Raw genomic sequence first — 16810 nt, forward strand, 5'->3', positions numbered from 1 at the left:
AAATTTTATAACATAACTATGGCTAAGTACAATATTCAACCTAAAAAAGAAAAAATAGCAAGATATCAATCTATGCTGAGTGAAGAAACTAAGGACCGCCTTCGCGACGAGATAATCCGTGTTCTTGTTACTGAAAGAAAGTACAAGGACCCAGACTATAGTTCCAAGAAACTTGCAGAGGATTTGAATACTAACTCTCGCTATATTTCTGCTGTATGCGCAACTCGATTTCATAAGAATTATGCCGAGTTGGTGAATGATTATCGAGTAAACGATGCTATGTCTTTACTTACCGATAAGCGTTATGCAAGAATGAGTGTAGAAGGTATCAGCGAAATGGCTGGTTTCAATACTCGTCAGAGTTTCTATGCTAATTTCTTCAAGCGAATAGGCGTTACTCCCCGTCAATATCGTGCTAATCATTTTAAGGGATTGGAGTAAGTTTAATTGTTAATAACTAGAACATGAAACAAAAAGGAGGGTGTATCATAAGTTAATGATTCACCCTCCTTTTTGTTTTTACAAACTATTGCGAGTTACCTCTTGAAGTAGTTTCTCAATGCCTGGTGGCGGATACTCCTGTTCAATCTGCGTATGGTCAGATTTCGTATCTGGCGAACTCGCTCGCGTTTGAGCCCCATATCTTCAGCAATTTCAGCCATCGTTTCTTTAGGAACACCTATACCATAGAATTTGGTGATGATTTCTTTCTCTCGTGGCAATAAATCTGCAATGCTTTCTGCCATCTTTTTCTTCATCATTTCTATATTCAGGGTATCATCTGCAATCTTTACATCCGGATCGTTTAATATGTCTAATAGGGTATACGGATTGTTTGCGCTTAGTGGCGCATCTACAGATACAGCCTTGTCTGCGTTTCTTGGGGCAAATTTCTTCTGGTCTTTCGGTAAACGATAAAGTCCTGATTGTTTATCGATGGCCTGTGATATAGCCTTGTGAACGAACGGACCGGCATAAGCCACAAAATCGGTGCCCCGGTCGGCTTGGAACTTTCTGGCTGCCATAAGCATTGCCAGCGTTCCTTCGCTAACCAAGTCATCAAACTCAACGCCTTTACCTTTATACTGGTTGGCTACTGATTTTACATAGTTTAAGTTCTCACTAACTATCTTGTTTATTTCTTTTTCTGTCATATTCAATAATTCTTTTTGCAAATATACATAGAATAATTCAAAAAAGCAAGTATTTTGCGCATTTTAACCAATCATTTTGGTTTCCACATATTATATATGTTTCTATGATTTGCATAAAGCTACGTATGGACAGTATTCGCAACGATGCTTATCATCTGTAGGCCGGAATGGTTGGTCCTTGTCAAAGATGTTGGCGATGAGAACTTTCAGTTGTTTCATAAACTCTTCTTCGTATACATCTATGCTACTGATGAGTTCCTTGCCCATTTTTAATGTCGGATCATAATCTTCTGCTCCTGCATTTTGTATAAACAGCAAGCCTGGAGATACGGGCTCTTGAGCCGGATTCAGATTCCTGTTGTGGCTTACAATAATCGAGTAGAGCATAGATTGTAAATAATAATCTGTATGCTTGTTGAGCATGGATGGATCAAACACTTCGCTCAGTTCTCTTGGACGTGTTGTTGAAATACGTCCTGTTTTATAGTCGATTACGCGGATTCGTTCTGCAAGATTATTGCCATTTGCATTACCGTTAGCTGCAACAGCGTCCAGTCGGTCGATAAAACCTCCTATTGACAGAGATAAATTGCCGATACTTGTTTCTACTTCGACGTCAGTTTTTACAACCAGCTCTAATCCGAGTATGGTGAATGGAGCCTGTCGCATATCTATCGTGACAAGTTGCCGGATATATCTTGCTATTACTTCTTTATTGATCAGTTGCAGACCATTATATTTTGGACGATACCCTGCAGCGCTAACTTTAAAGAGTTCTTCTCTGAACGCCTGATCAACCAGGCGATAAACAAGCGATTCATCTTTTAAGGCTTGCTCTAATTGCTCTTTTGATACAACGATAGGACGAGTCAGTTTGAGTTCTCCTTTACCGTCGGTTGTCAGAGAATCGCTGCTTGCTAATCCCAGATAGAACAGTTCTGCTGCCCGATGGAATATATTTCCAAATACTTTGTTGTCTACTTCGTCCTCATCAATTTCATCTGGCTCAATCAGTCCTTCTACATATTTATAGTAGAATTGCTTTTCGCATCTCAAATAGGTATTCAGAAATGTTGGCGTAAGCATTTTCAAATTCTTGAGCTGGCTGAGCGCATGCAGTTTTTTCTCTATTGGTTCAAAAGTAGGACGCAGTGTGTTTTGTCCTGCGACCAAAGAAAAGCGCTCGATGTCATGATGGCTTTCTACCAGGAGTTGTAGCATAAAACGGCTCATCTCACCCGATTGGCCATCTTCTGTTGCGTTATTGTAACATAAAGTGATGTCGTGTGAGCGTTGGAGCAGACTGTGAAAATAATAGGCGTATATAGCTACTTTGTTATCTACCGTAGTCAAGCCGTATGCCTTTCTCAATGAATAGGGAATAAATGAAGCATCGTTTACACCTTTCGGCAGTTTCCCTTCGTTGCATGAGAGTACTAAGATATGCTCGAAATCCAGATTTCGAGTTTCCAATACACCCATTACTTGTATTCCTTCTGCAGGTTCACCATGGAAAGGAATACTTGTAGATTGGATGAGCTGTTGGATGAGTCGTTCCAGAGTGATGCAGTCTACTGCTAAGTCTCCTGTCTGGATGAGTTCTTGCAGACGGTTTAATAAGGTATAGGTCCTGAAGAGCGATTCCTGGAATAAAGGATCGTCCTGTTCTTTACTATTCAGACCTATTGTCTTCAAAATATCCAGCAGATACTGGATGAGTCTCAAGTTGTATTCATTTTCTGTTGCAGTCTCACCCAAATCTTTGAAAAGCAGTGACAAGCCTTCATCACCATCCATGCTTAGGAATTGGCGGGTAGGATAGAACTGCTTCTGCTCGTCAAGAGCGCTCAAGAGTTTGCTATAATTTTGAGAAATATAGCGTGTGTATGGATGACGGAGCGTCATGAGTACATTATGTAAGCGATAGTTGTTACTATGCTTGGGGTGACCTACGCCCTGCAACTTGATGAGCTGTTGGAGCAAACTGTAGAATGGTGTCTGTTGAAGCGGATATCCCAATGTTATATTATATGCTAACTTGTCGTTCTCAGAATAATCTGGCAACGACTTGATGTCTTCGTTTGTAGGAAGACTATGTATAACACTTTGTAATAATCCTTCATCGGCTAATACTATAGCCACTTTTTTCCCATATTTATAGCGTTTCTTTTCTTTAAGCCATTGGTTTACATAGCGAGCCTGAATGTTTTCTGTAGATGCCGAAATGTATGTAATGTCTTTATTGTTATCAAAGTTATGATAAATTTCACGAAGATCCTGAGGAGGCATATCATTCAATTCGTTAGGATAATATTTGAGATATTCACGAATGTAGTGACCTGCCTCATGATTGTTTTGCATATAATAGTCATCGAAGTCCCAATAGAAATGTGTTTTACCCTCTTTCATCAAGCGGTCGCAGAGTTTCCGTTCTACTACTTGCATCATATTAAAACCGACAAAGAGATATTTCTTGTGTTGGAATTTGATATTTTCATCATTTACAACTTTCCTGTATAGAGCCCCCTCATAAGCCAATCCCTGTTCTTCAAGACGCATGTTGAACTGCTTATAGATATCAAGAAAATGGCTCCATAATTGTAGAAATCTCTTTTTAAGTTCTGAGTTGTGATCATCGTTGAAATTGCTGAAAAATTTCTTAATCAGCGTTTTCTGTTCTTCTGTAAGATATGATATGTCATCAAGTTCATGTATATTGCTAAGATTGGCAAAGAGTTTTTCTGCTTCTGCCATGTTTTTATCAATATCGTCAAAATCTGTGATAAGAAGTTGTCCCCATCCATAAAAATGGTCTAGGGTCTCATCAATACCAGTGCAGGCTACGAATGTTTTATGTAAATTGCAAACAAGTTTGATTGGATCTCCAACTTTCAATGTGCTATGTTTGCGAAAAAGGTCGCTGATTGTTATGTAAGATGGCGACCAGATAGGGTGATCAGTCAAACGGGCCAGACTCTCGTTGAGGAAAAGAGCGGCACGTTTATTTGGAAACACGACGGCAATGTCGCTGAGATTGTTTCCGTATTTCTCGAGAATATCTCTTGCTACATATTTTAAAAATGTTTTCATATCTTAATGGACTTTTCAATGTTTGCAACTGTTCTTTATGTTGCCCTGTTTTTTGGAAAGGGGCAATAGAACCATATTATTTTATTACTTCAACTATTCTGTTAGGGTATACATACCATAGATAACCTTTTACTCGGTGATGTCCCATACTTTTTAACAAGCCGATGTATTTTCTAACCTGTTCATGGTGTTCTACTTTCTGTTTACCGAATTTGAAGTCTACCACGATGGTTTCTTTTCTTGAGTTTTGCATCACGCGGTCTGGACGGTATTCTGCCACTTTTCCATTTTCAACTGTCAGGATAGAACATTCATTTAGTATGGTCAGTTCCTTGTCAAACCATTTTGCTACCTTTGGTGATTCAAGTCTTTTCCTGATCATCTCCTTTATTTTCTCTGGTGTGAGGTCTTGATCGTATAAAAGTCCGTCTAACTCCAACTGTTTCAGGGCTCCATCAATATCATCAACCGTGCGGATTGTAGAAAAGAGGTTGTGCAAAATGGTACCCATTTTGATATAAAACTTCTGTTGTTCTTCAGTTTCATCACGCTTTATAAAGTCACGGCTCTGGTTACTTTGTCTGAATTCTGGCATTTCAGGCGTAACATTTATTTTAATTTCTAAAGGTTGAGAATAGGCTGAGAGCACGTTTGTATCCTTCTTCTCGTTTGATTTCTTGGAAGAATCAGGTACATATATTTCATTATAGCAGAAAGATATGTCATCTGTTTTGGCATCAGAACCTATTCCTGTTAACTCCATCTTTACATCATTAGCTTCAAGTCGGCTGGCTACCTTGTCGAGTACAGATTCGATAATGGCAGAACGATATGCACTATTAGCTCGTTTGCCAATTACAATCAGGTTGTGACTGGCACGCGTGAAGGCTACATAAAGCAGATTCAAATTGTCGACTATGTTTTGCAAATGTTCATGATTATAATCTGCTTCATATATACTTTGCTTCATCAGTTTAGCACTGAAATCTATAGGTACCAGTGGAAGTTCGTTGTATGGAGCTTCTTGCGGTGTGCACCAGATAGTGTTGGCTTTTTCTAGTTGCCAGTCACAGTAAGGCATGATGACATGATCGTATTCCAGTCCCTTACTCTTATGTATAGTAAGGAATCTGATACCTCCATCGCCATCGCTATGAATGCTTTTTTCGTGAATACGGTTATCCCACTCTTTCAGAAATCCAGTGATATCACTACTGTTATCTGTAAGATATTTACTTAAGCAATCATAAAAAGTACAGATGTAGGCAGTTTGCTTGATCATGTCTTTTATTTCGCCAAGTTTAAGTTCTGCAAAAAGGCGTTCTGTGAGATCGAACAGTGGCATTTCCAGATACTCAGAACGATTGGTCAAAAGTTGTTCCGGCATATTTCCAGCTACAGAATACGTGTCACAAAACTTGTTGAGAGTTGCTAATGCAATATTGTCATTTGGGTGTACCAGTATGTAGAGAGCGTTAACCAATGTGCATACTGCTTGGGAGGCATCCAGCCTGAATGCCTCATCTGAAACCAACGGATAGTCGGAATGGTTCATAAAATACTCAGCAATGTCCTGTATGTTACGGTTGCTTCTTACCAGGATTGCTATTTTGTTGCAAGGAACACCTCTTTCAACCAACTTGTCTACAGTGTCCAATGTTGTTTGCATCATTCTGTCTTCAATATTTTCACCGCCCAGGAGCTGGATACTGATAGAACCATTAGGAACAGAATGGTGGTCTGGTACTTGCTGGCAGACATCGCTATATGCGCTTTCCAGCTGTTTACATTCCTCTGGACATTTATCCGTCAGGTCTTCAATCTCCAATTTTACTGCTTCTGTGAAAAAAGCATTGTTAAACTCTATGATGTTTCTATCAGAGCGGAAGTTGGTACCCAAAGTTTCTATGCTTACTTTTTTCGCGCTTTTATTAAATTCTTTATCAATATTATTGAGCAGTCTCCAATCGCCGGATCGCCATCTGTAGATACTTTGTTTTACGTCACCAACAATGAGGTTACCTGCATCTTCTCTACTCATGGTTTCTTCGAGCAGCACTTTAAAGTTCTTCCATTGGATGGTGCTAGTATCTTGAAACTCGTCAATCATTATATGGTCGAGTTGAGTGCCAATCTTTTCAAAGATGAATGGCGAATCGCTATCCTTTATCAGTGAGTTGAGCAAGGTCTGAGTATCGCTCAAAAGGAATCGGTTTGCCTCTCTGTTCATCTCCCTGACTTTTTTATCTATGCTTTCCAAAAGGCGGAGCTGATTAAGATGCTTTATGGTCAGATCGGTACTTTTGAAGATTCGGGTGAGTCTTGGACGATTATCTTCTGCAAACAGCAGAATAGGGTAGAGTACCGATTCTACATAATTGAAGATATCAGTACAATTTTTTACATCAGATTTTTTGACCCATGCTTCCGGACTTTCCCGACATTTACAGAAAGTATCATTATGTAGATCATCATCACTGTATTTGCCATTTTTCAGCTTGTTGAAATAGCTCCAAATACCTCTCGTTTTTCCAGCTAAGTCGTCTGCCGTAAAGCCTTCTTCTTCAAGGGAATCGAAAAAAGTAGCAGCAATTTCTTTAAGCTGCTCTTTTGCCTTATCGCGCATTTTCTTCATTCGGTCGGTAAAATCCTTGAAGAAATCTTCTTGTTCCATCAATTCTGTCAGCTTGTCGGAATGAGCTTTGTAATAATCCTTGAATATGTTCTCACCGAATTTCTTGATCTGTCCTATGACATTCCAACTCTTATCATCATCAATATTTTCTTTGATATAATCCATAATCCAGAAAAGCAGACGATCGGTATCTTCAAGACTTTCTATAAGTTCATCAACGGCATGCTGTTCTATTTGATAGTCATTGAGTTCTATCCGTAAATTGGCAGTCAGATCAAGTTCACGTGCTAGATTTCTCAATACACTCTGGAAGAACGTATCGATGGTCATAACCCGGAAATAGTTATAATTATGTATGAGCAAATGCAGGGCAGATTCTGCATTTTTCTGAATTTGTTTGGATGAAAGATATGGTAAAGCCTGCTGTATTTGATTTACATAATCGTTTGCTTCTGGTAGTCCGTGTGCAATTTCGTATAATTTTCCTAAGATACGCATTTTCATTTCTTCAGTAGCTTTGTTGGTGAAGGTTACTGCAAGAATGGTTCTATAGGAAGCAGGATTAGCTATCACGAGTGTCATATACTCGCGAGCCAAAGTAAATGTTTTACCTGATCCTGCACTTGCTTTATAAACAGTTAGTTGTGAACTCATATTTTGTTTTTTTTTATGATGTTATTGATATTGTGCCCTAGAAATCATGTTTTATCCATGCTTTTATGAATATTACCAATCTCTAAATAGTTCAAAACCGAAGCGACAGCCTATGCCATTAAACTTCGTGTTTTTGAAGGCTGCAAAGAATCCTAATGTAATAGCTCTTGTTGTTACTCCATATCCCCATTCTGTATATGGGTGTAAATGGTTTACAACAAGACTGCTTACATACAGACGCTCTGCTTCTATATATTTCCCAATCAGGGGGAGCCATGCAGTTGCAATCATGGGAGCTTCATAAGTGAAATTTCCGCGAACGTAATAATCACTGGCATTATACCATTGGGATGGCAGTAATTCGAATTCTCCACTCCAGCTATCATTCCAGCCACCAGGAATATTGTCGTCATGGAAATTGGTATAGTCAACGAAGTCCCAATGATCACCTTTGCGGGTATAAAAGCCAGCTCCTAACCTTATAGAATATGATTGACGGCGTGATGCTTGAAAAATAGTTTGTGCATCTGCTTCTACCCGTTCGTAGTCTATGTTTGAACCTAGTAGGTTTTTCCATCCCTTTTCGTAGTCTATTTTAAAAATCGACCCTTTCTTTCCCCATGGTAACAGTTCTAAAGCTACAGCTGGTGCTACTGACACATATTTGCTTGGATAATTAAACAGTTTATAGAAACTTTCTACTACAGCTTTTCGTTGATGTGAAACTAAACCTACTTCAAAACCGATATAGTCGTTGAAACTCCAGTGGTTAGTAAGACGAAGGTAATCATCTTTAAACTCTGTCAGTTTTCTGTTGTTTGCCTCAATATCTGTAGAAATTTCCGGTAATGACAATCCTGGATATTCTGAGAATAGTGGATATAGAAAATCGTTATCTTCTGGTTTGCTGATGCCTAACATCTTTCGTGCAACACGATTATTCGATATTCTATTACCATTACCGATTTCTAACTTCAGATATCCATTGTGCTTCGGGTTATAGTTGAATGTCAATGGTATATTGAAATAAAATCTGTGTTGTTTCATACTGTAACCTCCTTTAAAGCGAAGCCCCAATTCCAGATTTTCTGTAAACCTGTAGCCTCCCTTCAGGTCAAACTTGTATACAATTCCTTTTCGCTCGGAGTATCCCATATAGAGTGGGTTGAGAATAGGACTGATACGGAAGTAGCCTTGGTTTTGCTTTCCGAAGCCTTGGGAAATCCTGTTTAATACATTGTCACCGATAACATCCCAAAGTATGTCTTTTGCAAAGTTTTTCTCTGGTATGTTGTTATTCAAGGAATCTGTTATTTGTTTCCTTTTTTCGTAGAATTTTTTGTATATGTTAGCCTCATCTTGGTTTAACTCAATTGGGCGCACTTTTGCCATTAATGCAGTATCGGCTACATTATTGAGTGAATCACTTAATATTTTCGGCAGTCCGTATACAGTTGTATACATGCCCGTTATCTTGTTACCCATAAAACTGAAGTTGGCTCTCATGCTGCACCTTGAAGGAGAAAGTGAACCAAATCCGTCTTTACCCATAATAATAGAGATATAGAAACGGGTCATATCATATTCGCCCTCAAAGTCTACCATGCTTATCTTTCCGCTTTGGGAATCAACAATGGCACGTGCTTCAATAACTTGGGTGTTTTTGAGACGTGGATATACGTAGACTTGTGCTTTGCCGAATGGTAATTGGGTGACGGCATATTTATAATATCTGCGATTCTTATAGTGGAAAGGAGAAAGAATATTAGTTTCGAAAAGTGTTTCTCCATATACCGTTGGAGTCATGTATTTCAAAACTGATGACAATGTGTTGCTTCTATGCGGAATGGTGCTTATGTTCAGCAAACGCTTGGCAACTGGTCTGCCATTTGCGTCTAGCGTCATTTGGTTATAAAACTCGCTGATGAATCTTCTGCCACCGCCATGAGCCACCGCATACATTGTCGGTACTAGCATGAGCGTTGCATTACGTTTGTTTGTTTTGATTTGAAATTTAGTGTAGGCATAACTCTTGTGCTCAGCTCTACCTGTTGTGTCAACAGATTGTGAATATTTAAATACCAAACACATCACCGAGTCACTAAAGGCGGCTCTCGGTGACATTCTTCTTGCATGTGCTGCAAAAGCCATCATGCAGAAGATAATCGTCAAAATGATGTGTGTTTGATATTTCTTCATCTATTATGAGTTAAGATGTTACTTGGCAGAAAAACTATGCTAAATATTTTGGACAGCAGCTTTCCTAACCAAGATATTTCATAAGGATTCCTATCTTCCCGGATTCTCTCAGTTTGGTGATGCTTTTTTCTCTTATTTGGCGAACTCGCTCACGGGTCAGCCCCATTTTATCACCAATTTCCTCGAGCCCCTTTTCGGTTTCCCCAATTCCGTAGCATGCGCAGATAATTTTCAGTTCGCGATCCTTGAGACAAACTTTTAAAACCTGTCTTAGGTCTTGTGCCATACTTTCATGGTCAACCTGCTTGTCTGTTCTGGCATCGTCTCCGCTTGCCATTACATCTGCCATAGAGTTGTCATCGTCATCACTAAATGGAGCATCGATGCTTACATGATGACCACTGGCAGCCATGCTCTGAGAAATCTTGTCCTCGTCAACACCCGTTCTGGCAGCAAGTTCTTCAACGCTTGGACGACGTTGGTTTTCCTGCTCAAACTTATTAATTTCCTGGTTTACCTTATTGAGTGATCCTACCTGGTTGAGAGGAAGTCGAACAATTCGGCTTTGCTCAGCTATTGCCTGTAAAATGCTCTGGCGAATCCACCATACAGCGTATGAGATAAATTTGAACCCTCGTGTTTCGTCGAAGCGTTCTGCAGCTTTGATGAGTCCGATGTTTCCTTCGTCAATCAAGTCTGTCAAGGTGAGTCCCTGGTGCTGATATTGTTTTGCTACCGACACCACAAAACGTAAGTTGGCTTCAATCAACTTATTTTTTGCTCTTTCGCCAGCTCTACCTCCCTTGCGGATAGCTTGAGCCAATTCTATTTCTTCATCAATAGAAACCATAGGGGCTCTACCTATCTCTACAAGATATTTGTCGAGGGCTTCACTATTACGATTGGTTATACTCTTTTGTATCTTAAGCTGTCTCATTATCTTTCCTCTTAGTTACACATTGCACAATTGGCGCAAAGATAATAAAAATATTGATACACGACTAGAATTATAACTTACTTTAACGTAATTAACCTAACTTACTCATTTAAAGGTTATTTTACGGTCCTGTTCTTAACAAAACTTTGAAAAGCGTCATCGTATCCGTTAAACACGTTGATGTCTACCTCTCCATGTATTCCTGCTACTCTTCCGTCGGGGCAGAGTTGCCAATATACCAATCGGATGTCTGGTTTATACTCTCCATATCGTGCAATCCAAACCTGGTAGTTATGTTTCAGATCGAGAGCCTTTGGCAGATAGCGATTTACGAAAGTTTGGCTGATGTAAAGAATAGGCTTAACACCTGTTGCTCTCTCTACTATTCTAAGCCAAGTTCTAATGCGTGCAAACAATACTCCAGACCCTCCCATTTTCTTGATTTGACTAGGAAGCGGTTCAACATCAAGAACTGGAGGAAAATCGCCTTTCCTAATGATACTGTGTTTCAGAAAGTGTCGTGCCTGTTCGGCAGCAGGTGTTATAGTGGTAAAGAAGTGATAGGTTCCAACCTTGTAACCATGTGCTTTTGCATCACGATAATCTTTTCTATAATATGGATTTAACAGCGATTTACCTTCTGTACTCTTGATATAGATGAAGCGAATAGGGAAGTTTACTGTACCTGAAACTGTCTTTTTGCTGAGGCGGCCAAGATGTGTAATGCGTAAACGGTTCCAATTGATAGCATATTTTTTTCTGCCTTTTCCATGCTGGTATTTGCTCAGATCAATGCCATAAATACGTTCCGATGTATATACGAGTCTTTCGCCTTTATAGCGGTCATTTTTCCATTCGCCTATTCGTAATGGTTTCTTGGGAGCAATGCTGAATCCGAATCCTTCACGTTTCCCGTTTTTCCAGTAACCTTCATAATAGGTTCCATCGTATCCTTGCCAGCATCCATGACCATTTGGTTGATAGATACTGTCGGTTGTACCCCGATAATATCCTAGAGAATCAGGTAAGAGGGTGTAATCAATAGAGCGTCGAAGTGTGACTCCATGAGCTGTTGCTAAAGATGCTGCAAGTTGAGGTGAAATAGCTTTAACCCCTTCAGGAGTTGTTTCTGAGGAAAGTTGGAATGTGTGGCTTCCTTGTGCAGTTTCACCATTCATAGCTTTGATGAGTTTGCATGCCTGACTCTTCCATTTTCCGTTCTCATCTCTATAATAGGCTTGATATGAAATGGAGCGTTTCAACTTGAAATGTCCCTTTTTCTGTACATGTTTCAGGGAGTCAATCAGTTTCTTGGCAGAATCGCGTAGTTCCAGTTCGTGTTGGGTATAAGCGCAAATAGAGTTGTAGCCTGCATCCAGGACAGAATGAGAGTGAATATAATAGTTCAGTTCTCCAACTTTCCATTTGGAGTCTCTATACAAACTGTCTAAAGAATCAACTTTCTCTTTAAAGATGCTATCCGCATCTTTGCCAAGATAGTGATTCCGGCTGATGCTGTTGTTGTAGCAGGCGGCAAGTCTTCCTTCACATGAAGGAATCAACGCCCAACGGTTCATAAAGTTGGCAGCCAGTGTCGTAGTGTCTTCGTCGAACCGGAGTATTGTTTTTCCATTTTGAATTAATTCGTAGTGACTGTATACTTTTATGTTTGCTTTTGCCTTGTTCACTCTATCACTTGATGGGTTCAGACAATAATAGCTCCATGTGCTGGCGGCAGCCAGCAGAATGAGAACTAAACTTGTGATATATAATATTTTCTTTTTCATTTGATGATGACCTCCAATATTTTCTTGGTGGTTTCGGTAATTTTTGTTTTTTCAGACGTACGTTCGCCGATAAGCCAGATGATTTCACCTTTACTATCAGTTAATACATGCTGTGTCTTCTTTTGTATATAGTCAAATTTCCTATCGGTCATATAGTCACTCAACAGTTTGCTACCCTTCATGCCGAAAGGTTGAAATCTATCGCCTTCTTTTACCAGTCGGTAGGTGAGGGGGAAACTGACTTTTTCAGCATCCAAAGTGATACATTGCGATTCTTTGCTTGGCATGAAGTCACTCATGTGCGAGAAGATTCTTATCTTGATTTGGGTTCCTTCGTCCATGTTGTAAATGCCTTCTTCTGGCAGTCGGAACGCTCTTTGCTCCTGAATGTTATTCAAGTCTTTTATGTTAGAAATCAACAGCTGTTCTCTGTCGATGACTATCATATAGTCTTCGTTTTTCCAGATTTTACCGACACCACGATCCTGACTGAAGAGGCTTTCACAGATGTCATCAATGACATTGCCATGAAAACCATATCTGCCTAATTCTTTATGGAGTATGAATTCCGGACTTGGAGCATTCATGACAGATACTTTAGGGATATATATAACTTTCCTATTAGAGTCGGTTGTACTGATGCTATCCATGCTCTCAAGTATACTTTTCGCTTGGCGTATGTATTTGGCAGAGAGAGCGATATTTTCACTTGCTGCGGGGTTGATACTTTCCAAAAGAGGTACTACATGATGGCGAATTTTATTTCTTAAAGCATCGTCTTCCAAATTTGTTGAATCTGTGACAAAATCTTGCTTTTTTTCTTTTAGGTATTGCAATATATCCTGTCGGCTGATGCAGAGAAGAGGGCGCAGAATATTTCCGTTTTTGGGGGCGATGCCTGCTAATCCGTCTACTCCAGATCCTCTTAACAGATTCAGAAGTAAAGTTTCTACATTGTCATCGCGATGATGGGCCACACAAATGCCTCCTGCATGCAAGTCTTTTACTAATTGGGCAAAATAGCTGTAGCGTAAGTTGCGTGCAGCCATTTCGATACTTACCTTGTGCAAATGGGCATAAGCATAAGTATCAAAATGGATTCGAGACAAACTGATTCCCTGTTGTTGGCACAGATTTACACAAAATTGCTCGTCTCTGTCACTCTCTTCGCCGCGAAGGTGAAAGTTACAGTGCGCAGCAGAAATATTCAGTCCTATATTTTTCAAGATAAGCAATAGGGCAACGCTATCGGCACCTCCGGACAAGGCAACGATATATGGTGTTTGCCACTTGAACATACCATGGTGAATAATATATTTTTTGACGATATTTTCAATTTTGTTCATTCTGCGATACTTTAAAAGTATATGATGTTTCTTATTACTTTCTGTTTTTCAAAAAGTCTTCTGCCCGCTGCAAATCTTCTGGCGTGTCGATGCCTACAGTTTCTACATCTGTAGTACCAACTTTTATCTTGTAGCCATTCTGCAGCCATCGAAGTTGTTCCAGGCTCTCTGCTATTTCTAGTGAGCTTTGTGGCAGTTTGGTTACCTCTTTTAAAACTTCTTTGCGGTAAGCGTAGATGCCCAAATGTTTCAGATAAGGAAAACTCTTGAGCCATTCTTCCTCTTTCTTTCCTCTTACGTATGGAATGATGCTGCGAGAGAAATACATAGCAAAGCCTTGATTGTCTACAACAATCTTTGGACTATTAGGATTTTTTACAGCTTCCATACTGGTAAAAGCTTTTCCTAAAGTGGCAATTTGGGTTGTTGGGTCATCAAAACACTGGCAGATGGTTTCCAGTTGACTCTTGTCAACAAAAGGTTCATCTCCTTGAACATTGACAATGACATCCCAGTCTCCACCAATTTTTTCGATAGCTTCTTCTATGCGGTCAGTACCGCTCTTATGATCCTTGCGCGTCATAACAGCTTTACCGCCAAATGCTTCTACAGCATTGAAAATTCGCTCATCGTCTGTTGCAACATAGGCTGCTTCTAGACAACTTGCTACTTTCTCATAAACATGCTGTATCACTGGTTTGCCATCTAATATGGCAAGTGGCTTTCCCGGGAAACGTGTTGATGCGTATCTTGCTGGAATAATTCCTATAAATTTCATAATCTTCTATATTTAAACCTGTTTACTATTCAATTCATGCGATTCGTTTAACTTCAAATAAAAAAAGTTGCACTTCCGCAGACGCAAAAGTACAACTTTATTTTGTATTCACCAAAAAACTTTTTGTTTTTTTTGAAAAACCTCAGAGAATATTTAATGTTCTCCCCATTTTTTTTATTCGTATCTGATAGCCTCGATAGGGTCGAGCCTTGCTGCCTTCTTTGCAGGATACCATCCAAAGAAAACTCCAGTAAATGTACAGACTGCAAAACTCATAATAATGCTCCAAGGCTCTATTTGGGTGGCTATATGGAAGAAAGAGTTCAGACTGAGCGATAAACTAACTCCCAATATCACTCCTATAATACCGCCAGTTACAGAAAGTAAGATAGCTTCTATCAGAAACTGGTTCAAAATATCAATACCTCGTGCGCCCACACTCATTCGAAGACCTATTTCGCGGGTGCGCTCTGTTACAGATACATACATGATGTTCATGATTCCGATGCCGCCTACCAGCAGCGAGATTCCTGCCACGGATCCGAGCAGGATGGTGATTGTAGACATGGTAGAATTCATCATGCTTGAAATTTCCTCTTGTGAGCGGATGTTGAAGTCATCTTCATCTGCTTCAGTAGTATCTGTTGCGTCTTTCAATTTGTGGTTGCGTCGCAATATTTCTGTAATCTGATCTTGGGCGGGTTGAGAAGCCTCTTCGGTGATAGCTGAGCAGACGATGCCTCCTAAATAGGTTTGTGCCATAATTCGCTTCATTACTGTTGTATAGGGGGCAAGTACCAAATCATCCTGGTCCATACCCATACTATTGTAACCTTTCTTCTTCAAGACACCGATTACTCTGAATGGAATGCTGTTAAATCGCACAACCTTACCGATAGGATCACTGCCATCAGGGAAAAGATAGTCAACTACTGTCTGTCCCAAAATACAAACTTTAGATGCAGCCTTAATGTCTGTATCAGTAAACATTTCTCCATCTGCCACTTTCAGTTGTCGGATGGAAAGATAGTCTTGGTTTACACCATAAATGGAACTTTGGGTGTTGTTGTTTCCGTAGATCCACTGTCCGGAACTGTTTACAGTAGGAGAAATAGCTGAGATATAATTACATTCGTCTTTGATGCTCTGATAGTCGGCTTGCTTGAGCGTCTCCATTGACGAAGCATCCTGTCTCACACCGCCACGCATGTCTGCACCTGGTGAAATCATAATCATGTTTGATCCCATCTCTGCGATGTTTGCCTTGATGCTGGCTTTACTTCCTTGTCCGATGGCAAGCATGGTAATAACCGCAGCAATACCGATGATGATGCCAAGTGCGGTAAGGAAAGAGCGCATTTTGTTGGCAGCAATGGCGCGGATGGCTATTTTGAAAAGATTCTGATAATTCATTTTACTTGTTGTAATGTTAAATGTTAACATTGAAAACTTATTCGTCCGTGTTGGCCGGCAAGGCTGCCAGACCTTCGGCTGCCGAGAGAATATGTTCGTTATAGGTGTCGCTGATGATGTGACCATCACGCAGTTCGATATTACGACTCGAATAATTTGCAATGTCTGGGTTGTGGGTAACGAAGATGATGGTTCTTCCTTCTGCATAAAGTTTCTGGAAGAGTACCAGAATCTCGAAACTGGTTCTGGTGTCGAGATTACCCGTTGCTTCATCAGCAAGTATCACAGCGGGGTTGTTGACCAACGCACGAGCTATTGCTACACGCTGCATTTGTCCTCCAGACATCTGATTACTCTTATGATAGAGACGTTCTCCTAAACCAACAGCTTTCAGCGATTCGATAGCACGTTGCTTTCGTTCTTCTGCGCTTACGCTCGGGTTGTACATCAGTGGAAGTTCTACATTTTCTACACTTGTAGTCTTCGGTAGAAGATTGTAGTTCTGGAAGATAAATCCAATCTTTCGGTTTCTAAGAATGGCGCGATCATTACGTGACATCTTTCGTACGCTTACTCCATCCAGATAGTATTCGCCACTGGATGGGGTGTCGAGACACCCTAGCTGGTTCAGCAGGGTAGATTTACCTGATCCTGATTTACCCATGATGGTAACAAACTCACCTTCGTATATTTTAAAGCTTACACCTTTTAGGGCGTGGACAGTTTCCTCACCCACAAGAAAGTCGCGACGAACATTGTCGAGTTCTATCACAACTTTCTTTTCGCTGTTTGCTTGAATATTGTCGTTTGTCATACT

At 40.1% G+C, this 16810-nt stretch carries 11 protein-coding genes; 1 reads left to right on the forward strand and 10 read right to left on the reverse strand.

Going from position 1 to position 16810, the window contains the following annotated elements:
• The first annotated feature begins 72 nt into the window (after nucleotides 1-72).
• Nucleotides 73-441 carry a helix-turn-helix domain-containing protein gene (locus NNC77_RS02470; protein ID WP_228023599.1) on the forward strand — a complete coding sequence of 123 codons (369 nt, stop codon included), beginning with the start codon at nucleotides 73-75 and terminating at the stop codon, nucleotides 439-441.
• Nucleotides 442-536: 95 nt separating this feature from the next.
• Here NNC77_RS02470 and NNC77_RS02475 read toward each other — a convergent pair whose 3' ends face one another.
• The 10 genes from NNC77_RS02475 to NNC77_RS02520 all read right to left on the reverse strand — a co-directional run bounded on the left by NNC77_RS02475 (nucleotide 537) and on the right by NNC77_RS02520 (nucleotide 16807).
• Nucleotides 537-1154: a sigma-70 family RNA polymerase sigma factor gene (locus tag NNC77_RS02475; RefSeq protein ID WP_006846726.1), complete on the reverse strand. Its 618-nt coding sequence runs from the start codon at nucleotides 1152-1154 to the stop codon at nucleotides 537-539.
• A 102-nt stretch (nucleotides 1155-1256) separates the two neighbouring features.
• Nucleotides 1257-4244 (reverse strand): PD-(D/E)XK nuclease family protein, encoded by a 2988-nt coding sequence (locus NNC77_RS02480; RefSeq protein ID WP_254969708.1) that lies wholly within the window; start codon nucleotides 4242-4244, stop codon nucleotides 1257-1259.
• Nucleotides 4245-4320: 76 nt separating this feature from the next.
• Nucleotides 4321-7533, reverse strand: coding sequence for a UvrD-helicase domain-containing protein (locus NNC77_RS02485; protein ID WP_254969706.1), 3213 nt, complete (start codon nucleotides 7531-7533; stop codon nucleotides 4321-4323).
• 72 nt (nucleotides 7534-7605) lie between these two features.
• Nucleotides 7606-9732: a DUF5686 family protein gene (locus NNC77_RS02490; protein ID WP_254969705.1), complete on the reverse strand. Its 2127-nt coding sequence runs from the start codon at nucleotides 9730-9732 to the stop codon at nucleotides 7606-7608.
• Nucleotides 9733-9796: 64 nt separating this feature from the next.
• Nucleotides 9797-10669: a sigma-70 family RNA polymerase sigma factor gene (locus tag NNC77_RS02495; protein WP_006846722.1), complete on the reverse strand. Its 873-nt coding sequence runs from the start codon at nucleotides 10667-10669 to the stop codon at nucleotides 9797-9799.
• Nucleotides 10670-10785: 116 nt separating this feature from the next.
• Nucleotides 10786-12456 (reverse strand): GH25 family lysozyme, encoded by a 1671-nt coding sequence (locus tag NNC77_RS02500; RefSeq protein WP_254969704.1) that lies wholly within the window; start codon nucleotides 12454-12456, stop codon nucleotides 10786-10788.
• A complete protein-coding gene (gene tilS / locus NNC77_RS02505) occupies nucleotides 12453-13802 on the reverse strand; it encodes a tRNA lysidine(34) synthetase TilS (RefSeq protein WP_254969702.1) in 1350 nt (449 codons plus the stop codon). The genes NNC77_RS02500 and tilS overlap by 4 nt, the downstream gene beginning before the upstream one ends.
• 34 nt (nucleotides 13803-13836) lie before the next feature.
• Nucleotides 13837-14580, reverse strand: coding sequence for a 3-deoxy-manno-octulosonate cytidylyltransferase (gene kdsB, locus NNC77_RS02510; RefSeq protein ID WP_254969701.1), 744 nt, complete (start codon nucleotides 14578-14580; stop codon nucleotides 13837-13839).
• 174 nt (nucleotides 14581-14754) lie between these two features.
• Nucleotides 14755-15993, reverse strand: a complete 1239-nt coding sequence (locus NNC77_RS02515; RefSeq protein WP_117694876.1) for an ABC transporter permease — start codon at nucleotides 15991-15993, stop codon at nucleotides 14755-14757.
• 37 nt (nucleotides 15994-16030) lie between these two features.
• Entirely contained in the window at nucleotides 16031-16807 is a 777-nt protein-coding gene (locus tag NNC77_RS02520) for an ABC transporter ATP-binding protein (RefSeq protein ID WP_254969699.1), read from the reverse strand.
• Between the last annotated feature and the right edge of the window lie 3 nt (nucleotides 16808-16810).

Origin of the sequence: Segatella copri, from assembly GCF_024330485.1 — a bacterium.
GTDB classification, from domain to species: Bacteria; Bacteroidota; Bacteroidia; order Bacteroidales; family Bacteroidaceae; genus Prevotella; species Prevotella copri_L.